Genomic DNA, 26,515 nt, shown 5'->3' on the forward strand with positions numbered 1-26,515 from the left:
AGACAAGCTCATAGCGTAAGAGCGCATGATAAAAACAACGGCGCTAACGCAATGCATCATGAGCGATCTGTTACACGTTGTTTGATCAACGTAATCGCTTGATAGGGGAGTATTTTAGCACCTAATACCATGATATTAATATTGCGCTGCGCACATAAATGCCTCAGTAGTACCGTATCAGGATGTTCGGCGGTTGCCAGCAAGATGCACTCAGGATCGCGGCGTAATATCGCCCGTGTCGCCTCTGCAATGGTCGGCTTAATACGGTTGCGATTGCTAATATTATACTCTGCTGCCAGTGTATTGATTAAAGCAGCGGTCTGGTAGCGAGGTTGCTTAAACGTTTGCAAGTATTGGGGAGGCGTAGACAATGCCCGCCGCGCAGTATCAATATGATCAATAAAAGCTAAGCTATGATCTACCTGAACCAAGTTATCGTAAAAGACACTACGATGTAGCCCCGATTGTGGCTCAGTATATAAACTGCGTGATATCAGTCCCGATACGGTGCTGTTCAATAAACCTGAAGGAATCAACCAGTCTTCCTCACTCGCTGCCAGCCAAGCAACGCCCGCGGGATCAGCAAGGGTTAATAAGGGAATAACATCCTTACCCTGATGAAAAATATTAGCAAAATATGGATGACTAGGATCGCTAAAGACTTCTAAGCTGCGAGCCAACTCTTGATAAATGGCTCCTTTACCGGTCCAGCCATCGACGAAGATGATGGGGCTATTTGGATAAGCGTCCAATATCATTTGCAAAGCAACCGAATCAAGACCGCGATCACGAATGATGCTGATACCATAATGTACGCTTGGCACAGCATAGCTGCTATCTTTATCTGTTAAAGCACGCTGCAATAATACGCCAACGGGTAAACCAGCTCGTACTAAGCTGACTAATACTAATGGGCACTTGTCATTGGCAGTTTGCTGAAAAGTATGATGCAGCCTATAAGCCAAGTTAGCAATATCAGTCGCGGTTCTGGTTGTTCCTTGCTCTAATGCTTGCTGATACAATTGCTCGTGTATGGCAGTTGGTGCTTGCTCTAACGTCAACATGTCTGAATAATGACGCTGACCGCTTTGAATCAGCGCTTCTTTTTGGCTAACCGGTACATCGGCAACTGACGCTTTATCGACGATATCGAGTAGTACGGTCACATCGCTGGCAAGATAGCTGCCTGAGCCATATGTCTCCAGTTTTTGAATATTAGGGTTCGTCATATGATTGGTCATAAGATGTTTTCTACTTCTATAAATAGTGGTTATTATTATAGTTATTTAGATTTAAAAGCGATTAAACGCTGAGAATAATTGAAGATTAAAAGTTAGTAAAAGTTAGTAAAAGTTAGTAAAAGTTATTGAACGTTCAGAATCACTGAGAGCTAAAGCTATCGTGCAACTGACCATGATTGGGCATACCGTACCAGTCAAGCAGTTGCAGAAACGGTAAATCTGCCAGACTGTCACCAAAACCGAAGCTTGGTCGCTGAATGTCTAAATGATGGTCTAATAAAAACTGCACTGCATGATGCTTATGAACTGCGTGCGGCAATATCGCCAGATTATTTGCATTCACATGCACATAAAAATCTTCTTCAAAACCACGTATTAACGTTGGCAATTTTTTAGCTAGCTCTACTAACGCTTGATGGTTTTTTTGCGCATGCTTGATAGCCAGATAAATGGTTAGCTGTTCATTCGCAGTACCATCATTAAAGCTATCGATATGCGGTGTAAATACCAGATGGCTGCTGTCATTTTTACTATAATTGGCAAATAATTGGCTTAACTGCTGTAGTTTATCTTGCAATGGTGCAAGCTTACTATGCATACGCTGTTGCCACTGTGCTTGTAGCGCATCGTCTTTATCAAGAATAATCGCACCATGAGTTAAGACTTGCCAACTGTCAAAAGGCAGCTTAACGCGTTTAATTTCCTGACGATCCCGTGCTGTAACGACTATCAGTTCAGTGCTGGCCAGTAACCAATTAAAGAAAGCTGCTTGACGCTGACTCATAAAGCTTAACGGCTCACCTTGTTTATTTACCGTGGCGCAAACTAAGTTTTTAGGTTCAGCCGTTGGCAAATCCCATGCATCAATTTTACGTTGGGTCTGAAAGAGCGTATCGTCCAAATCCATTAGCGTATAAGGTTTGATAATGTTTGAACTAGGTTGGAAAAATGGGGAGGTCATTAGGTTTTCCAAAAATAGAATAATGGTAAGGCTGTTGAGATACAGCTTAAATATGGATATAAAGCGCTGATTTTTAGCATTGCCAATAAACCATCTAGCAAGCCTTAGCCAAATGCAGACAGTATAACGATAATCATAAAAAAGGTCAGAATAAATCGGTAATAAAAGCGCAAAATTAATGCAAGAGGATTGGATGTAACCAGTTTGGGGTTGGGCAGATGAATTTGAATGACCAGAAGATGAAATGCTGCGTTATAAAAATGGGTTAGAGGTGATTATAGCTATAAATTTTATAAACTCAGAAAATTCAGTGAGTAAGTTTCTGAGTTTATAAAGGCGTAATTACCCAGATAATAGGACGTTCCGTGGCTAGTAAGGAGATTCATTATAGACTCAGCAACAATCACCGTCCTATGTTTAAACTATTATCTTGAAGAAGAAAAATATATTTGAGCATGCTATCCATATATCTCTTCTAGTCTTAAACAAGAGACCAATCGTCCTTCCCATTCGCGCAGCTCAGGTTCAATTTCGCGACATATTGGCTTAGCATAGGGACAGCGTTTATGTAGTGCGCAGCCACTCGGGGGATTCAGCGGACTGGGTAATTCACCGTGTAGGGTCAGCTCTTTTTTATGCCCCGTTACCGAGGGCGCTGCCGAGAGTAAAGCGATGGTATAAGGATGCTTTGGATCATTATAGATAGCGTCTTTAGCACCGTGCTCAACGGCCTTGCCTAAATACATCACCATCACATCATCTGCTACATGGCGTACCACAGAAAGGTTATGCGAGATAAAAACATAGGCGGTATGATATTCATCTTGCAAGTCCATAAATAAATTCAGTACTTGCGCTTGAATAGAGACGTCAAGGGCGGATGTTGGTTCATCGGCGACGACAATCTTAGGGTTAAGCATCATAGCACGGGCGAGGGCGATACGTTGGCGCTGACCGCCAGAAAACATATGCGGATAGCGCCCTGTATGCTCAGGACGTAGACCGACGTTTTTCATCATTGCATGGACTTTGGTGCGTTTTTCTTCTTTACTCAGCGTCGTATGAATGTCTAAAGGTTCGGTCAACTGAAAACCAATGGTATGGCGTGGATTGAGACTACCATAGGGATTTTGGAACACCATCTGAATCTCAGTACGTAAGTTTTTAAGCGAGCTTCTGTTATAGCTTGTAGTTGCCTCATTATTAATAAACAGTTCGCCACTGGTCGGCTGCTCTATCAAAGTCAGCTGGCGTGCTAAAGTAGACTTGCCACACCCTGACTCACCAACGACCGCGAGAGTTTTACCGGCTTCTAGCTCAAATGAGATGCCATTTAATGCTTTGACGAACGCTTTACCTTTTCCTAAGCCTAGAGACACTTGATAGTGTTTCTGTAGGTTATCTGCCTTTAAAACAATTTTATTACTCATGTTGCAGACTCCAACGTAGCGGTCTGAGCAGTCCGAGTAGGATGTTCAGGAAGGGTAGAGTGGATACAGCGGACTTCGCCATTTGGGGTTTTTAAAATGGGTGGCGGTACCTCGCAAGCGGGTTCTTTATAGGGGCAGCGCGGGGATAGCAAGCAACCTGTCGGACGGTCATATTGACTAGGCACTACACCTGGCAAGCTGTTTAATCTGTCTTGTCCAACCGCAAGTTCAGGAATCGCTTGGAGTAGAGCCTCGGTATAAGGATGAGCAGGTTTTTGAAATATTTCTGGTACTGTACTAGTCTCGACCACTTGACCGGCATACATAACGGCGACATCGCGAGAGTTTTGCGCCACTAAGCCCAAGTCATGAGTGATAAGCACCATTGCCATTTGCTTTTCTCGCTGCAGGCGACCGAGCAAATCCATGATTTGAGCCTGAACCGTCACGTCGAGAGCGGTTGTCGGCTCATCAGCGATAAGTAGTTTCGGCTCGCAAGCTAGCGCCATTGCAATCATCACTCGCTGACTCATACCGCCTGAGAGTTGATGCGGATAGACCCGTAGACGGTTCTTAGCATCTGGCATTTCAACCAGCTCTAATAATTCTAAAAGACGCTGTCTTACTGCTGCGCCGCGCAAGCCAAGATGAGTGGTTAATACTTCGCCCATTTGCATCTCGACCGTGAAGCTTGGATTCAAGCATGACATGGCGTTTTGAAAGATCATCGAAATATCTTTGCCGATGATCTTGCGCTTTTGTTTTGCTGGCATAGTTAAGAGTTCTTTGCCATCAAAGTTGAGACGATCGGCAACGACAGTGGCAGAAGATGGCAGAAGACCCATTAGCGCCATCATAGTGACCGATTTACCAGATCCAGATTCACCGACAACCGCGACAACCTCTCCTTGTTTTATTTTTAAAGAAACATCATCGACCGCACGAAATGCGCGTGCTCCCTCACCAAAAGTAACGGATAGATGCTCAATATCGAGGAGTAATGGATTATCGGTGGCAAGGTTATTCACTACTGGTTTATTCACGTCAAAGCTATTTACTTGAGAATCGTTCATTAAGACACCTGCTTCAATTTTGGATCTAAGGCATCGCGCAGACCATCACCCGTTAGATTGATGGACAATGCGGCCAAGAAAATCGCCACACCCGGCCAAATCGCTAACCACACATTGCTCTGGATATATTGACGCGCAGTACCTAGCATCGCACCCCACTCAGCATCAGGTGGTTGAACACCGAAGCCTAAGAAACCAATCGCGCCAGCTTCCAAAATAGCAGTAGAGAAAATCATGGTCGCTTGGACGATTAATGGTGCCATACAGTTGGGTAGTATGGTGATGAACAACAATCTTAAGACGCCTGCACCCATGACTTGTGAGGCAATAAAATACTCACGTTGCAGCTCAACCATTGCCGTCGCGCGGGTCAACCTAATAAAAGGTGGCGTACATACCAATGCAATCGTGATAATGGTATTGGTCATCGAAGGCCCTAAGATAGCGGCAATGATGATGGCAAGCAGCAGACTAGGATAAGACATCAAGATATCATTCACTAGCATGACCGCTTTGCCCCAAACCTTTGGCCAAAAGGCAGCACTTAGTCCTAACGATACGCCTACAATCATCGCTATCGAGGTGGCACTTATTCCGATAAATAATGAATAACGTGCGCCGTGCATGACGCGCGAGAGGGTATCACGACCCGCATCATCGGTGCCCAAAAAGAACATCGAATCACCGCCACTAAAGAAGGATGGTGGTAGCTGCTCTTTGCCAGTAAATAATTCATAAGGGTCATAAGGCGCAATAGCAGGGGCTAAGATTGCAACGACGACCATCAGCATTAAAACGATAAAACCCAGTACGGCGCCTTTATTTCGGCAAAAGGTGTATAAAAACAGCTGCCAAGACGTTGGTGGTTTGGGTGCGACCTGCGCAACGTCGGAAGGAATTACAGAAGGCTTCATTGGATATTCCTTTAGTGAATCAGACCTTGTTTTACTCCACTGGCTTGCTTACTTTATTGGGCTAAGTTGCTCATTTAAATTGCTTATTGCTTGAGCTAACTTATAGCATGCTTGTCTTAGGCAAGCTGAGTAATACAAACTGAGGGATACAAGGTCATCATGGGCACTATGGGTAATTATTAAAAACTATCAATAGCTATTGCAGATACAGTCACGATTTATTAGAAATGCGTCAAAAATGTATCAAGTGGGCTTCACTCTAACAATAGACTATGAAGAATGGCGAATTCTAGGATTTATAAATCCATATAAAATATCGATCATTAAGCTCACTAAAATCAGTGCGGTGGCGACCAATAAAATACCATTTTGTACAATGGGATAATCACGGGTAAAGAAGCCATCTAACAACCAGTTGCCAACGCCCGGCCAACTAAAGATAGTCTCGGTAATAATGGCACCAGCCAGTAACGTCGCCATCTGCAATCCCACTACGGTCACCACAGTAATGAGCGCATTACGCATCACGTGAATTAAAATCACACGTTTCGGTGACAAGCCTTTGGCTCTTGCGGTACGCACATAATCTTCGTCTAACACCTCAAGCATCGCCGAGCGCGTCATACGGGCAATCATAGCTAGAGGAATGGTAGATAGAGCAACCGAAGGTAAAATGAAATGTTTAACAACGTTCCAAAAGGCGCCGGGCTCACCAGAGCTTAAAGAGCCTAAGAGCCAAGAACCATATAAAGGTTTGACGTCTAGGAACTGTGCGACAGAGATGACACCAGAGACAGGTAGTAGACCTAAATAATGAGCAAAGATACCCGTTAAAATAGGACCAAGTAAGTAGATAGGCATAGAGTAGCCGGCAAGTGCGCCAGACATTAACGTGTAGTCGATCCATGTGCCTCGACGCAATGCAGCAAAAATACCTAGGCTGATACCAACCACACTTGCTATCGTAATCGCACAAAGCGCCAACTCTAATGTCGGTACAAAATGCGCAAAAAAGTCCTGCAATATCGGTGTGCGAGTACGAAAAGATTCACCAAAGTTACCCTGTAGTATCCCAGTAAGATAATCCCAATATTGTACGGGTAAGGGTTTATCTAGACCAAGGCGGGCTAAAGCCTGTGCATGTAGTTCAGGATCAACCATACGTTCTCCCATCATAATCTCAACCGCATCACCAGGTACGAGACGAATGAGAATGAAAGTCGATAGGGTTAAGCCGATATAGACAGGAACTAAGATTAAAATCCGGCGTAGAATGTAAAGTAGCATAGCTCGGCTCGATTTTATAAAAGTGGCTTTTACCAGATATAGCTTAAGCTCAGACAAAGAGGGCTGGAACAGAATCTCTGAACCAGCCGCAAACGTATATAAAGCAATGACTATCAAGTAAAAGGCGTCACTAGGGTTTGTTAGGTACTGGTATTGAAGCTAATACCAATGCCTCATGCAGCACTAGTATTAGCTAAGGCTATTTAATAGCTTTATTCAATATCAACGCCATCAAAGCGAATGGAGCCGAGTGGGCTAATTTTGTAGTCTTTTACATTAGGCGTGGTTAATACCGTCACGACTGAGTTAGCAACTGTCGTCCAAGGTAATTGGTCCTTAAAGATAACCTGAGCTTGCTTGTAATTGGCAATACGCTCATCTTGGTTGGTATTCGTACGTGCATCCATCACCAACTTATCAAAGTCTTTATTACACCAGCGAGAGTAGTTGTTGCCACCGACCGCATCACAAGATAATAGAACGCCTAACCAGTTATCAGGATCGCCATTATCGCCAGTCCAACCAGCTAGGATAGCTTCAGGCTCGCCTTTAGCGGCACGCTTTAGATACTCGCCCCACTCATAGGTCACAAGCTTGGCTTTAACCCCAACTTTAGCCCAATCCGATTGAATCATTTCTGCCATGAGCTTGGCATTGGGGTTATAAGGGCGTTGAACGGGCATATACCATAAGTCGATTTCTAAATCTTTAGCCCCCGCTTCAGCCAATAAGGCTTTGGCTTTTTCGATATCGTAAGGCGCGTCTTTAATTTCATCATTATAGCCCCACTGCGTTGGTGGCATTGGGTTGGTTGCTTTGATACCAGCACCTTGATACACCGCATTGATGATAGCGTCTTTATTAATCGCCATATCAAGAGCTCGGCGAACATTCACATCTTTAAGCTCTGGTTTTTCCGTGTTATAGCCTAAGTAACCGACGTTGAAGCCAGCCTCATCTAGAACATTTGCTTTGCCAGATTTTTTGGCAGAATCCACCTCAGATGGGTTGGCATAAGCTGAGACATTACATTCGCCAGCTTGTATTTTCTGTGCGCGAACCGCAGAGTCTTTAGTGATGACAAAGACGAGGTTATCGATATGAATATCGTCTTTATTCCAGTAGTCAGGGTTTTTGCTATAACGAATCTGCGCATCTTTTTGATACGAGTTAAAGATGAATGGTCCGGTACCTACAGGCTTGGTATTTAGGTCAGCGGCTTTACCAGCATCTTGTAATTGCTTGGCATACTCTGCAGAATGCACATAGGCAAATGGCATCGCTAGATTTTGTAGGAAGGGGGCATTAGTCTCGGCTAGAGTGATTTTAACCGTATAATCATCAACTTTTTCTACCTTGTCGATAATATCAGGTAAGCCCATGTCTACTGAGTACGGGAATTCAGCCGGATAGTCTTTATTAAACGCAAAGCCTGTATCGGTCAGACGTTCGATAGTAAAGATAATGTCATCAGCGTTGAAGTCACGCGTTGGGGTGAAGTAATCGGTCTTGCCGAATTTCACACCTTTACGTAAATTGAGGGTATAAGTCTTGCCGTCTTCGCTGATTTCCCAGCTTTCTGCTAAGCCTGGCTCAATTTCGGTTTCGCCACGTTTGAACTGTACGATGCCGTTAAAAATAGGATAAGCACTGGCATCAAAGTCAGTGCCGGCTGTATATTGTGCAGGGTCAAAACCAGCTGGGCTACCTTCTGAGCAATAAATTAAGGTCTTCGCGGCTTTGGCATCGCTACCGGCATCTGCAGTTTTGTCGGCGGTTTTATTGTCGCCACTACAGGCGCTGACGCCTAAGGTTAAGGCTGCTAATAAGGTGAGCTTGAAAAATGGAATTTGCATTATGATTACATCCTGTATAAACCGTCAGATAGTTATCGATGAATAGTACGACAACGACGATAGACACCGTTGATATCGAACTCTAATCGATAAACCTTTAATTCCTTTTAAAGTATTTACCAATTTAAATTATTTCAGGTCATCACAAATTATTTAGAGTGTTAGATTTAAAGGTAACTTGAGAACGTTCCTTTCAAGTTTTTAATCTTCTAATAATTGAGCGGTTGGGAACTGAATAAGCAAATTAATAGACCGAATATATATGTAAATATAAGGTTAAGCAAGATGTCTACAACGTAAATATGAATTTTTTTATGCTATAGACATCTTTTTTATTATGGATTCTGGAATTAATTGCCTTAAAATCAAAGTTCTATACAAGTAAACTTTATTTTAGAAAGAATATCAAGCAATCTAACCACGTTTTTATTACGGCTATGAATCCATTAGCCGTAACTATTCGTATTCATGTTTATGTTTGTGTTAAATAAAGGGTTATGTGGGACTCACTATTAACACATTATCTAGACCGTGCCACAGTGGATCAACACTATCAGCGGACGTTTCCACGCACAATACAATCAAATCCCATTGATGAGGGTCAACGTTATAAACAAAGTTGGTCATACCAAGCCCGTAATTATCATTAAAGCTTAACATCGCGCTAATACCGCCACCAAGCGCAATCGGTGAGCGGGTTAATGCACTAAACTTAATCGTGCGATGATTAATAACGGTATCGGCATTATCGACATTGCTGTTTTGCTCAAGCCATTCCGCCAATAAAAATGGCAACCATACAAATTCATTACTGCCCAATACCAGAATTCTTGTTGGCAATTGTGCGTGATCAAGCTGGCTTTGCTGATTAAAGATGGTCAGTGTTTTTTTAAAGCTCGCTAAATAATCATCAAAGCCATCCGTACTATTTAACGTGGGGAAACGTCCCCAATTACCGGTATGACCCAATGCTTGACTACCAGCCTCGGTCGTATCAACCGATGGCATAATGATAGGCTCAGGATTGGGCGCATCCGTCCAACGCCAAGCACCAGACAGCAAATGGTGACGGTAAAAATCAATATTTGGTAAGCGGGTAGCAATCGTATCATCAGTGTTAGCGTCGGCTTGATTCTGATTTAAAGACCAATCAACCAAGGTTGTGAGATGCACTTGCTCTAGTTGGGTCAGTCCTGCTTCACGCAATGCGGTGACGACATTGACGCAAGTATTGCCCGTTGATGCTTCATCATCGACCATAATTAGGGTCTTGCTCGCTAGCAGCTGCGCTTGGGTTACTTTATCGGCACTCTGATAAATTAAATGCTGACTGGCATGACTGTGGTCTTCACTAAAAGTGGTTAATAAAGTATGGGAGTTACCCTTAGCATCATTGTGCTGGGCGTGACGGGTAGAGTTCAATAATAGTGCCTGCGGATAGCGTGTTTGTAATGCTTGGTGCACGCCTGCAGATAAGCCAACTGCCGTCTCTGCCATTCCAATGACCAAAATTGGCTCAGACAAATCATCAGGTACTAAGTTTGCCAAGTCAGTAAAGGAATCACGCATGATGCTTGGTGCTACTGGAATATGACGACCTAAGACTTTCGACACAAACAAAAACGCGCGTTTTGGGTTGATACGCTGCGCGAAATCGAGCAAGTCTTCTAGTTGATAGCTGTCATATTTTTCTACGTTATTGTTGTCTGTAGCCACATTGGTTTGATAGATTAGATCAAGTGTGCCACGTGGCAGGGTAATGGTCGTGCTGTGTTGCTTATTTAACATTCATATTCCTTTGGACTTTCTATTCTGTAGATTCGGCGCGACTTATTAATCCTAAAAATGAGCTCTAACAGTTCACCAGTTATAACGCTTTGATATGTCTTGCATATCAAACAATACTTACTTTTATTGCTTATCCTATTCTAGAATACCTTCCTCAGTATCTTCTTTAATTTTGACACTCATCATAATTGAGCGTACTTGGCAGGGTATTATTCGTTGAGCGATATCAGTGAGTTTAGGTTTATCGGTTAAGCCTAACCAGTAGGCAAAACCAATTTGGGTTAAATCGACGCCGCTATGGATGGTGTAACCGATGCCACCAGAGGGGCGGCTATTAATCTCAAGCACACGGTGCTGACCGTCATCATCGGCTTTGGTTTGTACACTGACGATACCATCGCAGCCAAAGGCTTTAATTAGTGGAATAACGACATCCATGACCGACTTTTCGTAGCCAATATGCTGAATTTTACCCGTTTTATAACGCGTTATAGCAGCCAGCACTTCGCCGTATTCACAGACGACATCGATAGAATATTCTTGCCCTGATAAATAAGGCATTAGTAACATGGGAATAGGGCGCTCATGCACCATTAGACTGTTTGCATAGGCATTTATAAACTGCGCTGTATTAATTTTTTTCTCTTCAGTAAAGTATAAATGCTCAAAGCTATCGTACTGCTCACCATTGTTTTTGGCTAAATCTAGCCGCCAAAACCCTTGCGCAAAAATACCAGTCACTGGTTTAACACATAAGGGCTGATGACCGTGCTTGGCAAGTAATGCATCAAGCTCTGTGACATTATTAAAGCGCCAAGCCTCTGCCACTGGAATATCGTGCTGATGACATTGCTGCATAAAGGCAAACTTGTCATCTATTGCTTCTAACGCCGCTACGCTCGTTGCCCCTGTTAATAAACGGATACCTGCTGACGCAAATTTTTCGCGATGAGCTTCATAATCAATACCATTGCGTCCAGTAAGTAATACTTTAACGTTGTTATTTTTGGCTTGTTCTAAAACAAACTCCCAACGCGGCATCAAGGGCTCAATAGGTGCGAACATTGCTTGCTCATCGCTATCTGCGGCGCTTGCAGATGGCTCGCGGTAAACAAAATCGGCAAATTCAAAAATCTCAGGTCTATTATGGCGGTGTGAAGCGATAATGCTAAATGGTATGTCAGATTGGGCTTTTAGTGTTTGCAAGCTGGCTAACATATCACGCTGGCTTGACTGACCTTCAGCTAACCAAGCGGCAGGTGACATTGTATGATGACTATCGTTAGCAGGGGTTTTCATAATTCTCTCAGCGTTAGCATAAATTTATAGAGTTAAATAACTTGGTATCAGCATTGATATCGACTGCACAAAACGATTAAGTGATAAGTGATATTCAGAAAGCAGTGAGCATAGCAATAACGTAAGGCGCGATACAGTATCGGTTAAAATAGGGTTTATTATATACAAATGCTAAGCGTTATAAATGCGGCTGACAAAATAGCATTAAGTATTTGTAAAAATATTTTTGCAGGGTTGTTAACACTTTGTTGAACGGCCGTGCGCTTTAAAAATCAGCCGTTATCCATGCTACTATATAGCGATAGTTAACATCGCACATACTAGCAAATAATAAATAACGCAAAGGATAAATGATGAGCCAAGTTCAACCTCAAAAACTGATTGCTGGTGCCAATGCGCCGCTGCCAACGGATAATATTAGCATTCGTATTTTAAGCCAAAGCGCCATTGATTGCGCGGCTTATCGCCTGACAGCTGAAGGTAAAGTACGTGGTGATGGTGACATGATATTTTATGGTCAAACGCGTAGCGATGATAGTAGCGTTAGCTTCCGTGGTCATGATAGCGATGGGTTTTTTGATATCAATTTACCTGCGCAACCTGTGAGTATTGAGAAGATTGCCCTCGCATTTTCTAGCGCGCACACGTTGGCTCAAGTCGGCGATGTAGATATTCAGGTTTTACAAGGCAGCCAAGTACTGATGACTTGCCAATTAAGCGCTGCTGGACGTAATGAAAAAGCCATTATCTTAGCAGAATGCTATCGTCGTCAGGGCAGTTGGAAGTTCCGCTTTATTGCGCAAGGTTTTGAAGGCGGTCTTAAACCTTTGTCTGAGCATTTCGGTGTTGAAATTGCCGATGATGCGCCTGCTCAAAGCCAATCTCAATCTATCAATACGCAAAAGCCAATCAATACCCAAAAATCAGGTAGTACCCCTCAAACCAGTACGCCACCGCCCATTTCTTCAAGCCCTTCAATCAACCTAAGTAAAATCACCTTAACCAAAAACCAATCTAGCATCAACCTAACTAAGCGCGATGATTTTGGTAAAATCTCTGTCAACCTAGATTGGAACCAACGTCCAGATGTGAGCAAACAAGCACCCAAAAAAGGCTTGCTAGGCGACCTATTTAAGCAGCATAAAGCTTCTGGAATAGATCTTGATGTTGGGGCGATGATTCATCTAAAAAATGGTGAAAAGACCCTTATTCAAGCTTTGGGGAATCGCTTTGGTAGCTTGCAGTCAGCGCCTTACGTGTTATTACGTGCCGATGATAGAACCGGACAAGTCAGCGGCGGTGAATGGCTCGATATTAATGGGCAACACTGGTCGCAGATTGAGGAAGTCTTTATCTTTGCTTTTATCTATGAAGGTGCACCAAATTGGGCGCAAACAGATGGGGTGGTGACCATTCATGTACCAGACCAACCACCGATTGAAACCCGCTTGACAGAAGGGACAGGTAACTTACCGATGTGCGCTATTGCGCGTCTGGTCAATCAACAAGGCAGTATCAATGTTGAACGTATTAACCAATACTTTAAAGGCCATCAAGAGATGGATAAAGCCTTTAATTGGGGCTTTAGTTGGAAACGTGGCAGTAAATAAAGACTCTATTTATATGCTTGAATCAAGATAAAAAATCAGCCCATCTATCATAGATGGGCTGATTTTTATGCATAGTATTTATACAGCATAAAACAATACATCATCTCAAAAGCTCTACCTACCGCTATTAAGCATGCGGTGTGATAGCCGGCATTAAGTCATGAAAAGTACGACCAGAAGCGGTTTCGCCAATGGCGTGCATTTTCCACTCATTATTATGGCGATAGACCTTTGCCATAATCATCGCCGTATGAGTACCTTGTGACGATAAGTTATAGCGCGCCACTTCAGTGTTATTGTTGGCATTAACGATACGACAGAATGCGTTTTCAACGGTTTCAAACGTCTGGCCAGTAAAGCTATTTACGGTAAATACCAGGGATACTACATTCGCTGGAACTCTCGAGAGATCGACATTGATGACTTCGTCGTCGCCGTCTCCATCACCAGTGCGGTTATCACCAGTATGCACGATACTACCATCTTTTGATTTTAGCTGGCTGAACCAAATCGCATCGACGGCTTGTTTGTTGGCATCAAACATAATGCATGAGGCATCTAAATCGATCGAGTCGCCGCCGCTGCCGCCGCCAAATAACTTGCCTAAAAATCCGCCTTTTTTCTCTTGTTGGCCTTGGAAAACATCCCAACCTAAACCCAGCTTTACTTGAGTAAGCTCACCGCCAGCTTCTTTGCTGAGGGAGATTTTTTGACCCTTTTGTAAACTAACTGCCATGGTAAAATCCTTATAATAGTAATTTAAAAAAGTGCTATAAAATATTGCCAAGTAATCCGCTATTGCCGCCGCGACCGCCTGAGCTGGTACCTAAGATACTTTGTAGCCAGCCTTGATAGCTGTCACGATTGCGCGAGCAGATAATGACTTTGCCAGTTCCTGAGAAATTTAAAACCATCCCTTCGCCGCTAGTGACCGAATTGATGATATTGCCCATAAAACCTTTTTTCTTACTGGTGGCGACCGATAGCTTGTATTCCAAACGCGAATCCCAGCAGACCACATGACCGTTATCAATGATGACATCTTTGCCAGGTTCGACATCAATCTCAAACAATGAGCCAAAGCCTGATACCACTACCTGACCTTGACCTTGGGTTTGCATCACCATAAAGCCCCCTGTGTCGCCAAAGATAGCGCCGCCTAAGTTACGCTGAATTTTAGCTTTGATATCGACACCCGTTTGTGCCGCGACAAATGCACCGTCACTAAGCGTATATTGCTGCGCGCCGACATCAAGTATTTGCATATCACCATCTAGTGTAGGGGCTAGCAGACAATCACCCTCACCATTGACGGCCTCAATTTGCTGTTGAAATAAGGACTCATCATTAGCAAAACGGCGCATCAGTGACTGCATCAAACCACCTTGCAGCTTACCTTTAAGCTCAAGGTTCGATTCCATCATCACCATAGCATTGGCTTCGCAATAGATTGAATCGCCTTTTTTTAGGTTGCAATGCAAAAAAGGTTCGATAGTGCCGATTAAGCTAAAGGTTGCGGCCATAGGGTACAAATCCTTATTCTAATTGCTTGAATTGAGGTGTTAAGTTTTTATTTTTTTAAATAATTTTTTATAAAAACTGGTGTTTTTAATTTAAGCCAGCCAATTACATTTAAAGCCATCAAATGCTTTAAAAAGACGCACTTGATGGCTTATCTCTATCGCAATCAAATAGTCGATTGCGATAATAGTCTTACGGATAGTTATCGTATAAAACCATGACGTTAATTTTAACGTTAAACGTTTACACCATAAGAAGCCGCTAATGGTCCAAGACCACCGCTAAAGCCTTGACCAACTGCGCGGAATTTCCAGTCACCGCTATGGCGATATAATTCACCAAAGATCATTGCCGTTTCAGTGCTACCGTCTTCTGATAGGTCATAACGTGCAATTTCAGCTTCGCCATTGTCATTGACCACACGGATATAAGCATCACCAACTTGACCAAAGTTTTGGTTACGGGCTTGGCCTTCATAGATGATGGCACAGATAGCAACTTTGCTGACGTCAGCTGGGATACTAGCTAGGTTGATTTTGATTTTTTCGTCATCGCCGTCGCCTTCACCAGTACGGTTATCGCCTGTGTGCTCAACCGCACCGTTGTCTGACTTTAAGTTATTAAAGAAGATAAAGTCTTGGTCGTTACGGACTTTACCTGCTTCATTGACCAAAAAGCCAATCGCATCTAAGTCAAACTCTTGACCGTCAGTAGCACGTGGATCCCAGCCAAGACCGACCGTGATATTGGTTAAACCTGGCGCTTCTTTTGATAAGTTTACGTTGCCGCCTTTTGTTAAGCTAATAGCCATATAAATATCCTTTGGATTAATAATTGATGGATTGGGTGAATCAACATTTAATAAGAAAATAATTTATTAAAAAATTTACTAAAAATAGGGCAGTGCTGCTGAACGATACACCGATAACAGACCCACTAATAACAACTTTAGTTGCAGACCTGCTATCTATCTGTAAGCTATGTCCTGCCTATCATTACGTTTTACTATACTAAGCGTTTGCTTACTAAGCAAGGCGTATTTTGTGTGCTTACGATATGTTTACTAAGCGATAAGGAATGCTGCAGGTCTGATACTTTTTAACAATCTCAGCAATAATAGTTAAGATATTGTTATCAAAACTAAACTCATGGTTAGTGATACACTGCGACCAAAATATCACTATTAAATTAAAGTTGATTATAACGATTCTTTAACAGCTTTAACAATAAGACCGGAAATAAATCAGGCATAAAAAAACAGGGTATACCAATTGCTTGATATAACCTGTCATTGCTACGATGCTTTACTAAAGCTTTTTTTACTTATTAGGTCAACATAAAAAGTCAAACTAAAATTAAGTAATGGACTTTGCTTGTTGCTTGCGATAATTGAGTGACGCAACGAAAGCCCAACCAATAAAGGCAATACCGATAAGACCAGTAATAATCTCTGGCACATGGAATTTCACTGACAATAGCATAATAATTGCTAAAGCGCCGATGGCATAGTGTGCGCCATGCTCAAGATAGACAAACTCATCCAGTGTGCCTTTATCAACCAAGAAGATGGTCATCGAACGTACAAACATCGCACCGATTGCAAGACCAAGCATAATCACGATAACGTCATTGGTAATCGCAAATGCGCCAATTACGCCATCGAAACTGAACGAGGCATCAAGGACTTCTAAGTATAAGAAGCCGATAATACCGCCTTTCATAATCGCACTGGTCGCGGCAGCACCCGAGCCATTTTCTTCGTTTTCTAAATCTTCTTCAAGGTCACCCTCAAGCATACCAGAAACAACCTGTACGCCAAGGTATACCAAGATACCCCAAACGCCAGCGATTAGAACCGCAGCTGATTGATTAGGGTTGGCAAATGATACTGCAATCATCAAGACAATAAGCGCTACAAACACGCTCATGGCATCGACTTTACCCAATTTTGCCAAACGGCTTTCGAGCCAGTCAAACCAATGCACTTCTTTATCGTCAAAGATAAAGTTTAAGAACACCAATAATAAGAAGATACCGCCAAAAGCTGAAATTTCAGCATGGTGTGCTAACAGTCTTGCTGAATATTCTTTCGGATCGTTTAAGGCTAAGTCGACCACTTGCATAATACCAAGGTCGGCAGTCACTGCAACGATGACAATAGGGAATACCAAGCGCATACCAAATACAGCAACTAAAATACCGACGGTTAAGAAAATCTTTTTCCAAAATTCGTCCCAGCCTTTAAGAACTGAGGCGTTGACCACTGCATTATCAAATGATAATGAAATCTCCATGACGGCCAAAATAGCGGTAATAGATAAGGTGGTTATCATACCGCCTATACCGCCGTGTGAATATCCCCACCATGCCGCTACCGCTAGGGCAATAATAGTGAAGATAAAGTCTAAATAAAAATGTCTCATGACACATCCTGTCTGGTTGCATAAAGCTAAGGTCGGTCTATTATAAACACAAACCGCAAAAAAAGCGGTTATCGCTAACCACTTTTTTGCACAATTCTAAACGAAACACAAAGCATTACCAGTCTTTTAGCTATGAATAATTGTGACTATTTTGCAACCATGTTTTACCGCCAAAATAGCGGCTCATGGTGACTATGCACAGATAGCTAAGACCTGCTTTATGTTTTGGACGTGATCATTTTATTAAGGTTGACTAAAGGTAAGGATAAGATACCGATATACCTATAGATATTAAGTTATTACCTTAATATTTGTATTAGATATCGACGCCATACTGTTGACACATGGCTTGCAGACCACCTGAATAGCCTTGACCAACCGCGCGGAATTTCCATTCACCGTTATGGCGATAAACTTCGCCAAACACCATCGCTGTCTCAACAGAATAGTCTTCTGCTAAGTCAAAACGTACCACTTCAGTGCCTGTTTCTTCATTCACGACACGAATAAACGCATTGGCCACTTGACCAAAGTTTTGGCTACGAGCTGCTGCATCATGGATAGTCACGGTGACGACGATTTTATCGACATCAGCAGGAACTTGGGTGAGGTTGACTTTGACGACTTCATCATCACCATCGCCTTCACCCGTACGGTTGTCACCAGTATGCTCAACGGCGCCATTATCAGATTTAAGCTGGTTATAAAAGATAAAATCATGGTCGCCGCGTACTTTGCCCGCGGTGCTGAGTAAAAATACACTGGCATCAAGATCGAACTCAGCACCAGAGGTGGCGCGCTCATCCCAACCAAGACCGATAAGCAGCTTGGTTAAATTTGGATCCGTTTTGGTTAGCGATAAGTTACCGCCTTTATTAAGTGATAAAGCCATGGGATTGTCCTTGTTATTAGAGTAGGAAAGGTTTTAAGATTAACGTTATAAATATTAAAACTATAAAATTAAAGACTATAACTATATAAGTACAAGCGATAGCGGGATTGAAATGCACATAAAACCATCGCTTAACTATTACTTAGGAACGCTCTATCATAGCAACAAAAAATGACCCAATCAAAGCCGATTGGGTCATTGTTGTGTTTCATATCAGATTGAGCCTATGACTTTGGGTCAAAGTTCAGCTTACTGTCATTTTTCCGCTAATGTTCGTTTTTATTTCACCCATTCTAATCACTATCTTTCATCACTGTTTGTAATTAAAAGCTTTGGCGATGACGAATCTCAAAACTCTGATGAATCGGCTTTTTAATATCAAAATCAAAACCAATGGTTTTTTGGGTAATATCAATAATGTCGTAGCGCTCAGTTAACTGCTCATCGAGCTCAAAGCGGGTAAAGTTGTTCGAAAAATACAAAATGCCGTCAGCCGTCAAGCGATTCATCGCGCGATTAATGAGCGCCGTATGATCACGCTGCACATCAAAGGTACCTTGGAACTTTTTCGAGTTCGAAAAGGTTGGTGGATCAATAAAAATAATATCGAATTGCTCAGTATTGTCTTTAATCCACTCAAAAATATCGGCGGCAACGAATTGATACTTGTTTCGACTGACATCCAAACCATTGAGCACAAAGTTTTGTTTGCCCCAATCAAGATAGTTTTGTGATAAATCAACACTGGTAACTTTTTTCGCGCCAGCTAGCGCCGCATGGACACTTGCTGTGCAAGTATAAGCAAATAAGTTTAGGACGGCTTTGCCACGACTATTGTCTTTAATGCGCGCACGCATATTACGATGGTCAATAAACAATCCCGTATCGAGATAATCGGTAAAGTTGACATAGAAATACGCGCCATCTTCACGAGCGACATAAAACTTGCCACGTTTTTCGGTATTGCCCTGTTTGCTATATTGGTCATTACCCGATTGACGGGCACGAGTTTTAATGAAAATCTGTTCACGGTTAATACCAAAGACTTCACGAATGCCCATCAAGGCCAAATTAAAGCGTTTTTTAGCGGTCTCAGGTGGAATGGTTTTTGGTGGCGCGTATTCTTGCACGTGCACATAATCGCCATATAAATCGACAGCTACCTTGAAGTCGGGCAAATCAGCATTATAAACGCGTAAATTACTCACATTGTCTTTTTTAGCCAGCTTCTTCAGCTTGGCAAGATTTTTTTGCAAGCGGTTGATAAAGTCTTGTCCCTCTTCTACTTCAATCTCACGTTTTTCAAAGCGACTGACCAGATTACCTGTTTGCCCAGCAATCAATGTTCCATAGCGGAAATAAACCGTGATGGCACCATTATGACAACGCAAGGTTTTTGGCTCTTTAATTGGCAATATATCGACCTGTTCGACGTTAGACGCTAATATGCCCAACATTGGTGTTACACCACTACCTGCAAAACTGTCTTGTAGAATCATCCCAATCGCTTGATACAAAGGTTTAATCATCTCCTCATCACCCAAGCGCTCACCATAAGGTGGATTGGTAATGACCAGAGGGTTGCTTAAGCGCCCATCATCAACCAACGGCTTTAAGACGCGACTTAGTTGGTCAAGGGCGCGAGTCTCAAGGTCGAGTAGTGGTAATAAGTCCTGTAAACCTGCAGCAATAAGGTTTTTTTCTGTTGCCAAAATCGCGCCGCTATCGGCATCAAAGCCCAAAATTAGTGGTAAAGTATCTGGCTGCTCGTTGGTAATGGCCAAGGCTTCACGGAAACGGGTTTGTGCATCGTCAATCATTTCTTGCCATAGAGCATCGTCATGATGCTGCCATTGGTAAAAACCAAATTGATTGGCCGCTTTATCGATACCCACGGCATAATCGCAATGCATGAGTAATGCTTCGATAATAAAGGTGCCAGAACCACACATTGGGTCAATCAGAGCATTGTATAAAGGTGCATTACCTTCTTCATTTTTCTTATGCCAGCCTGCGCTGTAAAGCAATGCCGCTGCTAAGTTCTCTTTTAATGGCGCTTCGGTCATAGCGACACGGTAACCACGACGATGTAAACTGGTCCCTGATAAATCTAGATACAGCTCAGCTTGCTTGTCATTGACGGTTGCAAACACAGAAAAATCTGGGTTTTTACTATCGACGTTAGGACGGCTGTCATACACCTCATTAAAGGTATCGGCAATCGCATCTTTAATACGCAGCATGGCAAACTGCTGACTGACGGCGACACGTTTATCAACCGATAGACGAATGGCAAACGTTTGCTCTAAGCTAAACTGCTCCGTCCAATCAACCGATTTTGCCAAACCATAAAGCTGTTCTGCCACATCGTATTCAGTATTGATATTTTTGCGTTTAATCAGCATCAATACCCGCGACGCAACGCGCGACCATAAGCAAATGGTGTATAGGTCACGCAAGGTACCAGTCACCGCCAAACGACCGGTACTTTTGATGTCACTTGTAATACCGAAACTGGTCAGCTCAGTTTGTAGCGGTGCCTCAAGCCCATCGGCACAGGTGATAATAAGGTCAAGCGACAACTCTGCTGAAGCGGCTGGTAGAGAAGTGGGCGTGGTTGTTTCGGTCATACGGATACCTGTGGGCTAAATTGATAAATAATGCACATCATAAAATAAGATGTTTAACGGGCAATTTTACCATAATTACACCATGGATGGTTTAAAGTGGCATTGTTTAACAGGCTGTGTTTAAGATGCCGTGTTTTTAAAACATTACAGAAAGCACTGCTGTCTATCGTCAGCTTAAAAATATGATTCATCATTTGTTTTTAATATCATCAAGCCGTTAATTGCCGTCTTTTTTCAGCGATACTTCTTCTGTAACCAATTGGGTAGTGGTGGCAAATGGTTTGGTAGCGATAGGATAATCGACATCTTTTGGCATGAGCAGGCGCATATGCGGGTAAGGCGTTGAGATGTTCGCAGCATCAAAGGCACGTTTGATATGCTCTCGTAGCCCTTCTTTGATTTTTGGCATACGCGCAACTGCCGCAGGCTTGACCCAAAAACGCACGATAAAGAACACGCCATATTCGCCAATCTCGTCGACGGTCGCTGAGGTTTCAGGGCGTTTGAGTACCACTTCACTATCAGACAGTACCTGCAAAATAACCTCGCGTGCCTTATCGATATCATCTTCAAAAGCAATGCGCATGCGGATATCAAAGCGTATAAAGTTTTTCGAGGTTAAATTGGTGACCACAGAGGAGGCAACGTTTGAGTTAGGGATAATGACGGTAATATTGTCACGGGTTAAAACATGAGTTGTCCGTAAAGCGATAACCACGACGCGCCCTTCATTGTCATTGATATTTACCCAGTCACCTACTTGAAACGATTGCTCAAGCAAAATGGTAATGCCAGCGATAAAGTTGGCAAGCGTTGATTGGGCAGCAAAGCCGACGGCCAAACCGGCGATACCTAAACCTGCCACCAAAGAGACGATATCAAAGCCAAATTGTGCCATGACGCTGGCAAGCCCTAATACCAATAACAGCACGGACAAAATATTTTTGAGTAGCTGCTCGATAGAAGCATTCAGACCATAATGTTGCAAAATCTTATGAATGATTTGTCCCGATGACGTCCATAGAACATAATAGATACCCGCCCAAGTACTGGCCTTTGCAGTGGCTTTGACCGTCTCTGGCTCAAAATTAAGCTGACTCATAATGGCAATGAAACTGGTTACGATCCAAATATAGCGTAGCACTGAGCGGACAATTTTGGACCGGCGCTCATTGAGTCGAATTCTGGCTTTGCTTTTTTTGACAATGTAGATAGCAAGCCAATAAAAAAACCCCAATACCGCCAGCAGTATTAGGATTTTGATGCCCGTACTTACCAATTCTACTGATTTAGCTGACCAGTCTAAGGAGTCTTCCTCTATCGTGCCGCCGATAGCAAGGTATAGGCTAGTATGTAGGTCGCGAACAATCTCTTGAAAGAAGTCAGTAATACTAGCGATTGCCATTGTTTTATCCATGCAAGGTTTAAGGCTAAATAAAATAGGTATTGAAAAATTCTCATTATAAATTAACTCAAATTGCTCAGGAAAATCAAGTATGACCTCGAGTGCTTCGGGTGAGCATTTGAGCACTAACTTAAAACAACGAAGCATAATTCCATTAAATAATCTTGCTGCTAAGTCTTTTAAAAACGGTTTCTTAAGAGCAGTTTTTTAAAAGTACGCACTTAAAAGCAGATACTTAAAAATTGCCTTCCTGGGTATCATGCGACTGATAAGGTATCTTCATCAGTCGCTGAACATCATGCAATGCCGTACGCAAACCTTCTAGTATCGTCGGATGATAAAAAGGCGTATCAAGCATGTCTTTAACACTCAAATCGTTGGTAATCGCCATGGCCAATATATGCCCGATATACTCAGTATCAGGACCGACCATGCTCGCGCCTAAAATTCTATCGGTCTTTTTGCAACCATAAATATGCAATAGACCGCAGTTGACACCCATCACGCGGCTACGTCCTTGGTTGTCAAAACTCACTTTCCCAATCACATATTCAAGCTCTGGATCTGCTTGGATTTCGGGTAGCGACATGCCGACGTTAACGATTTGCGGAGAGCAGAATACGATAGAGAAAGGTGTGGTAGGAGGGCGAATATAGGCGTCTTTCTTATTGTCACATACTAAACTGCCAGCACTAAAACCTTCATCGCTGGCAACATGCAATAAAGGCAAATGAGCATTGGCATCACCAACGATATAGACTTCTAAATCACCGATTTTACCGGTTTTTTTATCAAGCTGTTTTGGACGGTTTTTATCATCAAGCTCAACACCTAGATTTTCAACACCTAATGTATCGATATTATTGCGACGACCTGTGGCAACCAGTATATATTCACCTTGCCACTGCTGTGCCGCGCCAGCACTATCTTCATAGTCAATAAATGCGGCTGAGCTGTCATGGCCTGCAACTGCTTGAGTGCCAACCTCGATAATTTTACTACCCAAATGCATGGTCAGCTCACGATTTAAACAATCAATGGCTTTATTATTAATATCATCGTCTTTTAGACCCGCCACGCGTTTGACACGATTAAACAAAGTAACGTTCACGCCTAAACGTGTAAAGGCTTGAGCAAGCTCTAAGCCGATAGCACCTGCGCCAACCACTGCTAGTGACTTTGGTAAATCAGGCAGCTCAAAGACGCTATCGGAGGTAAGTAACGTGTCGCCAAGCTTGTCAGCCCAACCCTCTGGGATAAAGGTTGAGCTACCCGTGGCCACGATAATTTTATCTGCTGCGATCAGCTCATCATTGATTTCAATTAAACCTTGTTTATTGATATGAGCACGACCTGCTATTTTTGTCTCTGCAGGCCAGCTTTCCACTTGCTCTTCAATGTAGCTGGCAAAATGACTGCGCTCAGCGCGGACCCGCTCCATAACTTGTTTGCCATCTATTTGTGCGCTGGCATGCACACCGAACTCGCCAGAATGATTGGCTTCATGCGCGCGGTCAGCAGCGGCAATCAATAATTTGCTAGGCATACAACCAACAGCGATGCAGGTCGTTGTCCAAAACCCCTCATTAATAATCAGCACATCGTCTTTTAGTTTTCTGGCTTGGCGAAAGGCGTTTTGACCGGCGGTACCGGCACCAATGACCGCAACAGATACTTTACGCGTCACTTTTTTGTGAGGGCTGTTGTCCGCAGCGCTGTCAGGCTGTTTATTCATATTATTCTCAAGTAAGGAGGATTTAATATTAGGTGATAGATTTGCACAAAAAAACTATGAAAAAGGCCATTAAGAAATTAAGGCGTTAACGTATTAAGTAAGCGCTCAGTATAGCCTGCAGCACGTAAATTGCGTTGCGCATGAGTTAGCGTGCCATTTTTATCAAAGACAAATGCTGAACGTACAAGACCTAAGGCAATGTTGCCGTACATATTTTTTTCTTTAATAACATCAAAATACTGGCACAATTTCTCATCACTATCACTGATAAGCGCGATATTGAGATTGTGTTTAGCGATAAATTTTTCGTGAGATTCGACGCTATCACGCGAGACACCAATGATATCGTAACCCAATTCATCAAACTCATTGAGCTGAGCGGTGAACTCTGTCGCTTGGGTTGTACAGCCTGGAGTATTGTCTTTGGGATAAAAATAGAGAATCAGTCCTTTATCGGTATGAGCGACCAGCTCTTTTAGACTGATGTCGTCATGAATAAAGTTACCATCTAGCTCGCGCACAATGGTGACGGGAAAATCAGGTAGGGCGATAGTCTCGGTAGTCGGCTTTGCCATTATAAAATCCTTATTAGGTTTAGTGATGCATATATGATGGTGTGCATTGTTATTATAGGCAGATTCATCGCAATAAATACTCAGTTTACACTTCACTTATTCATTCGCAACAAAAAAGACTGGCAATGACCAGTCTTTTTTATTTTGCAGCAGATATCTTTTGCGTGGTTTAAGCAGGTTTTTGTGGCTGCTTGAGATCCAAACCAACCGTGCATTGCTGCAAGTCATTCTGCATTTTCTTCACGTAAGGTAAGGTCGAAGGGTCTTTTTTATCTTGCGCGTAGCTTTCAATTTCCCACATCTGACCGATGGTCATATTGCTGCGGACACCAATGGTGCATTTACATAATTTGGTCGCCGTATTTTTGTCAGCGACCTTATATTTGACCGCGCCATTGACACAGGTATTGATATTGTTTTGCTTGATATCAGCAGCGTTTGCTTGTGGCAAGGCAAAAAGAGCAGCTAGAGCTAGGGGTAATACAGGCAACAACTTCATAAACATCCTCTATAGATCGCGTCAATCTTTCATATTTTATAGGCAAATAAAAATCTTGTTCGTTTTATTTCGTCACGGGTCTTGTCATTTATATAGGTAAATATATAAGCAGTTCTTCATCTAGATGTCGCTCATTATATTTACCCAACTATCAGTACTGATATCTGGTCACTGACATAGTCGTCCATACCATAACAATTAAATCGCTTAAAATACAACGGCAGCGTGCTGTGTTAATGCAAGCGAATGTTGCGCAAATATTTAACCATCTTCTTTGTTAAGGTATTTATACTTGCATTTTCAGAGAGTTATAAGTAATTTTGCAGAGCCTTTATTTATGCCATTAAGACTGATAATGTGTAGGGTCAGCAACGCCAGCTTGAGCAAATCCTTGACGACGCAGCGCACAGCTGTCACAGACGCCGCAGGCAAGACCATTCGCATCTGCTTGATAACAAGAAATCGTCTGCCCATAATCGACACCTAACGATAAACCAAGCTCGATGGTTTTGGCTTTGGATAACTGCTGGAGCGGTGTTTGAATCGATAAATGATGACCTGTAACGCCAGCTTTGGTGGCAAGGTTAGCCATGTGTTCAAAGGCGGCGATATATTCTGGGCGGCAATCAGGGTAGCCTGAATAGTCGACTGAGCTCACCCCAATGACGATATGATTGGCATCGATCACTTCAGCGACTGCCAAGGCATAAGATAAAAATATCGTATTACGCGCAGGCACATAGGTATTTGGAATGGTGTCATTATCAATCTCATCACGATTTTTACTCGGGAATTTATCCGTATCGCCATCAGGGATAATCATGCTGTGGTCAGTTAATGACGAGCCGCCAAGCTGAGCGATATCGATATCGATAACTCGATGATTGACTTCTGCCTTCTCAGCGATGGCTTTGGCGGCGACAAGCTCACTATTGTGACGTTGACCATAGTTAAAACTGACTGCTGTCACAGAAGCATAGCGCGCCTTTGCCCAATACAAACAAGTCACGGAATCAAGCCCGCCTGACAGTAGCACTACGGCATTTTGGCTTTTATGCAGGGAAGTCAAGTTAGCATCGTCTTGTGAATGGGGAGAGGAGGTCTGCGGAGTAACATAAGTCATAGTGGCATCTATTATTGGTTTACGAAAATATGGATTTATGGCAAACGTCTATTTTAGCAAAAATAGCACCATTACAGAACCTTGAGGGTGTTATTAAAAGAGGATTAAAGCATGATTAAGGTGTGATTAAAGAGTCATTCAGTCATCACTGTATTATTGGTCAAAAACAGGCAGTTAAGGATGGGTGGTGATTTAAAGTTAAATAAGCGTTTTAAGCAGCTTTGATATTTAGCCCAATCAATTAACGTCATAT

21 protein-coding genes are annotated in these 26,515 nt (G+C 42.7%); 1 reads left to right on the forward strand and 20 read right to left on the reverse strand.

Annotated elements, in window-relative coordinates; genetic code table 11:
• Positions 1-56 precede the first annotated feature (56 nt).
• The 9 genes from FQ084_RS02495 to FQ084_RS02535 form a co-directional block, all read right to left on the reverse strand.
• On the reverse strand, positions 57-1,229 hold the full coding sequence (locus tag FQ084_RS02495) for a cysteine protease StiP domain-containing protein (RefSeq protein WP_149489046.1): 1,173 nt from the start codon (positions 1,227-1,229) through the stop codon (positions 57-59).
• A gap of 151 nt (positions 1,230-1,380) precedes the next feature.
• Positions 1,381-2,202, reverse strand: a complete 822-nt coding sequence (locus FQ084_RS02500; RefSeq protein ID WP_149489047.1) for an HAD hydrolase family protein — start codon at positions 2,200-2,202, stop codon at positions 1,381-1,383.
• A gap of 458 nt (positions 2,203-2,660) precedes the next feature.
• Positions 2,661-3,632, reverse strand: coding sequence for a peptide ABC transporter ATP-binding protein (locus FQ084_RS02505; RefSeq protein WP_149489048.1), 972 nt, complete (start codon positions 3,630-3,632; stop codon positions 2,661-2,663).
• Positions 3,629-4,705, reverse strand: coding sequence for an ABC transporter ATP-binding protein (locus FQ084_RS02510; RefSeq protein WP_149489049.1), 1,077 nt, complete (start codon positions 4,703-4,705; stop codon positions 3,629-3,631). Before FQ084_RS02510 ends, FQ084_RS02505 begins: the two co-directional genes overlap by 4 nt.
• Positions 4,705-5,619 carry an ABC transporter permease gene (locus FQ084_RS02515; protein WP_149489050.1) on the reverse strand — a complete coding sequence of 305 codons (915 nt, stop codon included), beginning with the start codon at positions 5,617-5,619 and terminating at the stop codon, positions 4,705-4,707. Before FQ084_RS02515 ends, FQ084_RS02510 begins: the two co-directional genes overlap by 1 nt.
• A 270-nt stretch (positions 5,620-5,889) precedes the next feature.
• Positions 5,890-6,906 (reverse strand): ABC transporter permease, encoded by a 1,017-nt coding sequence (locus FQ084_RS02520; protein WP_149489051.1) that lies wholly within the window; start codon positions 6,904-6,906, stop codon positions 5,890-5,892.
• Positions 6,907-7,118: 212 nt separating this feature from the next.
• Entirely contained in the window at positions 7,119-8,762 is a 1,644-nt protein-coding gene (locus FQ084_RS02525) for an ABC transporter substrate-binding protein (protein ID WP_149489052.1), read from the reverse strand.
• A 495-nt stretch (positions 8,763-9,257) separates the two neighbouring features.
• Positions 9,258-10,550: a phosphoribosyltransferase domain-containing protein gene (locus tag FQ084_RS02530; RefSeq protein ID WP_149489053.1), complete on the reverse strand. Its 1,293-nt coding sequence runs from the start codon at positions 10,548-10,550 to the stop codon at positions 9,258-9,260.
• Positions 10,551-10,685: 135 nt separating this feature from the next.
• Complete coding sequence (locus FQ084_RS02535) at positions 10,686-11,849, reverse strand: ATP-grasp domain-containing protein (protein WP_149489054.1); 1,164 nt, start codon at positions 11,847-11,849, stop codon at positions 10,686-10,688.
• Positions 11,850-12,202: 353 nt separating this feature from the next.
• Between FQ084_RS02535 and FQ084_RS02540 the strand changes: the two genes are divergently transcribed.
• Positions 12,203-13,459: a TerD family protein gene (locus tag FQ084_RS02540; RefSeq protein WP_149489055.1), complete on the forward strand. Its 1,257-nt coding sequence runs from the start codon at positions 12,203-12,205 to the stop codon at positions 13,457-13,459.
• A gap of 127 nt (positions 13,460-13,586) precedes the next feature.
• On the opposite strand, the gene FQ084_RS02545 is transcribed toward FQ084_RS02540, so the two are convergent.
• The 11 genes from FQ084_RS02545 to queC form a co-directional block, all read right to left on the reverse strand.
• Positions 13,587-14,195, reverse strand: a complete 609-nt coding sequence (locus FQ084_RS02545; protein WP_149489056.1) for a TerD family protein — start codon at positions 14,193-14,195, stop codon at positions 13,587-13,589.
• A 34-nt stretch (positions 14,196-14,229) separates the two neighbouring features.
• Entirely contained in the window at positions 14,230-14,982 is a 753-nt protein-coding gene (locus tag FQ084_RS02550; protein WP_149489057.1) for a TIGR00266 family protein, read from the reverse strand.
• A 233-nt stretch (positions 14,983-15,215) separates the two neighbouring features.
• Positions 15,216-15,791: a TerD family protein gene (locus FQ084_RS02555; protein ID WP_149489058.1), complete on the reverse strand. Its 576-nt coding sequence runs from the start codon at positions 15,789-15,791 to the stop codon at positions 15,216-15,218.
• A 544-nt stretch (positions 15,792-16,335) separates the two neighbouring features.
• Entirely contained in the window at positions 16,336-17,403 is a 1,068-nt protein-coding gene (locus FQ084_RS02560) for a DUF475 domain-containing protein (protein ID WP_149489059.1), read from the reverse strand.
• Positions 17,404-17,719: 316 nt separating this feature from the next.
• Positions 17,720-18,295, reverse strand: a complete 576-nt coding sequence (locus FQ084_RS02565; protein WP_025650997.1) for a TerD family protein — start codon at positions 18,293-18,295, stop codon at positions 17,720-17,722.
• A gap of 323 nt (positions 18,296-18,618) precedes the next feature.
• The gene (gene rlmKL, locus FQ084_RS02570) at positions 18,619-20,925 is read right to left on the reverse strand and encodes a bifunctional 23S rRNA (guanine(2069)-N(7))-methyltransferase RlmK/23S rRNA (guanine(2445)-N(2))-methyltransferase RlmL (RefSeq protein ID WP_149489060.1); all 2,307 of its coding nucleotides are present in this window, start codon (positions 20,923-20,925) and stop codon (positions 18,619-18,621) included.
• A gap of 217 nt (positions 20,926-21,142) precedes the next feature.
• Positions 21,143-22,330, reverse strand: coding sequence for a mechanosensitive ion channel family protein (locus FQ084_RS02575; protein ID WP_262880631.1), 1,188 nt, complete (start codon positions 22,328-22,330; stop codon positions 21,143-21,145).
• Between the two features lie 235 nt (positions 22,331-22,565).
• The gene (locus FQ084_RS02580) at positions 22,566-24,065 is read right to left on the reverse strand and encodes a dihydrolipoyl dehydrogenase (RefSeq protein ID WP_149489062.1); all 1,500 of its coding nucleotides are present in this window, start codon (positions 24,063-24,065) and stop codon (positions 22,566-22,568) included.
• Positions 24,066-24,142: 77 nt separating this feature from the next.
• Positions 24,143-24,640, reverse strand: a complete 498-nt coding sequence (locus tag FQ084_RS02585; RefSeq protein ID WP_188032874.1) for a peroxiredoxin — start codon at positions 24,638-24,640, stop codon at positions 24,143-24,145.
• 169 nt (positions 24,641-24,809) lie between these two features.
• Positions 24,810-25,139: a hypothetical protein gene (locus tag FQ084_RS02590; protein ID WP_149489063.1), complete on the reverse strand. Its 330-nt coding sequence runs from the start codon at positions 25,137-25,139 to the stop codon at positions 24,810-24,812.
• 343 nt (positions 25,140-25,482) lie between these two features.
• A complete protein-coding gene (queC, locus tag FQ084_RS02595; protein ID WP_223144852.1) occupies positions 25,483-26,199 on the reverse strand; it encodes a 7-cyano-7-deazaguanine synthase QueC in 717 nt (238 codons plus the stop codon).
• Between the last annotated feature and the right edge of the window lie 316 nt (positions 26,200-26,515).

This window comes from Psychrobacter sp. ANT_WB68, assembly GCF_008369115.1.
Taxonomy (GTDB): Bacteria; Pseudomonadota; Gammaproteobacteria; order Pseudomonadales; family Moraxellaceae; genus Psychrobacter.

Bases quoted from the DNA above. Each gene is read 5' to 3' on its own strand.
- FQ084_RS02555 (WP_149489058.1), bottom strand. From the start codon at position 15,791: ATGGCTATTAGCTTAACAAAAGGCGGCAACGTAAACTTATCAAAAGAA.
- FQ084_RS02565 (WP_025650997.1), bottom strand. From the start codon at position 18,295: ATGGCTTTATCACTTAATAAAGGCGGTAACTTATCGCTAACCAAAACG.
- FQ084_RS02530 (WP_149489053.1), bottom strand. From the start codon at position 10,550: ATGTTAAATAAGCAACACAGCACGACCATTACCCTGCCACGTGGCACA.
- FQ084_RS02575 (WP_262880631.1), bottom strand. From the start codon at position 22,330: ATGGCAATCGCTAGTATTACTGACTTCTTTCAAGAGATTGTTCGCGAC.
- FQ084_RS02590 (WP_149489063.1), bottom strand. From the start codon at position 25,139: ATGAAGTTGTTGCCTGTATTACCCCTAGCTCTAGCTGCTCTTTTTGCC.
- FQ084_RS02550 (WP_149489057.1), bottom strand. From the start codon at position 14,982: ATGGCCGCAACCTTTAGCTTAATCGGCACTATCGAACCTTTTTTGCAT.
- rlmKL (WP_149489060.1), bottom strand. From the start codon at position 20,925: ATGACCGAAACAACCACGCCCACTTCTCTACCAGCCGCTTCAGCAGAG.
- FQ084_RS02540 (WP_149489055.1), top strand. From the start codon at position 12,203: ATGAGCCAAGTTCAACCTCAAAAACTGATTGCTGGTGCCAATGCGCCG.
- FQ084_RS02525 (WP_149489052.1), bottom strand. From the start codon at position 8,762: ATGCAAATTCCATTTTTCAAGCTCACCTTATTAGCAGCCTTAACCTTA.
- FQ084_RS02500 (WP_149489047.1), bottom strand. From the start codon at position 2,202: ATGACCTCCCCATTTTTCCAACCTAGTTCAAACATTATCAAACCTTAT.
- FQ084_RS02535 (WP_149489054.1), bottom strand. From the start codon at position 11,849: ATGAAAACCCCTGCTAACGATAGTCATCATACAATGTCACCTGCCGCT.
- FQ084_RS02580 (WP_149489062.1), bottom strand. From the start codon at position 24,065: ATGAATAAACAGCCTGACAGCGCTGCGGACAACAGCCCTCACAAAAAA.
- FQ084_RS02545 (WP_149489056.1), bottom strand. From the start codon at position 14,195: ATGGCAGTTAGTTTACAAAAGGGTCAAAAAATCTCCCTCAGCAAAGAA.
- FQ084_RS02520 (WP_149489051.1), bottom strand. From the start codon at position 6,906: ATGCTACTTTACATTCTACGCCGGATTTTAATCTTAGTTCCTGTCTAT.
- FQ084_RS02515 (WP_149489050.1), bottom strand. From the start codon at position 5,619: ATGAAGCCTTCTGTAATTCCTTCCGACGTTGCGCAGGTCGCACCCAAA.
- FQ084_RS02495 (WP_149489046.1), bottom strand. From the start codon at position 1,229: ATGACGAACCCTAATATTCAAAAACTGGAGACATATGGCTCAGGCAGC.
- FQ084_RS02510 (WP_149489049.1), bottom strand. From the start codon at position 4,705: ATGAACGATTCTCAAGTAAATAGCTTTGACGTGAATAAACCAGTAGTG.
- FQ084_RS02505 (WP_149489048.1), bottom strand. From the start codon at position 3,632: ATGAGTAATAAAATTGTTTTAAAGGCAGATAACCTACAGAAACACTAT.
- FQ084_RS02585 (WP_188032874.1), bottom strand. From the start codon at position 24,640: ATGGCAAAGCCGACTACCGAGACTATCGCCCTACCTGATTTTCCCGTC.
- FQ084_RS02560 (WP_149489059.1), bottom strand. From the start codon at position 17,403: ATGAGACATTTTTATTTAGACTTTATCTTCACTATTATTGCCCTAGCG.